Source organism: uncultured Kordia sp. (genome assembly GCF_947496985.1).
In the GTDB taxonomy this organism is placed as follows: domain Bacteria; phylum Bacteroidota; class Bacteroidia; order Flavobacteriales; family Flavobacteriaceae; genus Kordia.
Map to the genome: position 1 here is coordinate 1 of NZ_CANMEZ010000060.1, position 206 is coordinate 206.

Annotated in this window: 1 protein-coding gene; it reads right to left on the reverse strand. The window is 32.0% G+C overall.

Annotation, left to right across the window (positions count from 1 at the left end):
- A partial coding sequence (locus Q0828_RS24490; RefSeq protein WP_298428014.1) for a hypothetical protein occupies window positions 1-206 on the reverse strand: 206 nt, incomplete at both ends.

Sequence of the window (206 nt, forward strand, 5' to 3'; positions counted from 1 at the left end):
TTGCAAAACTCCCTGAACCTCGATATGATCCATTAAACTCATTTGTATTAAGGAATACACCATCATTAATTAGATCACTATTAATAGTAAACACACCATGATTTGCAATAGTTCCCTGATTAGGAAAAAGAAAATTATTAGGTATATCAAAAACTCCTGTGTTATTTATCGTTCCTGTGTTGGTATTAGAAGGACTAGATGCAAGT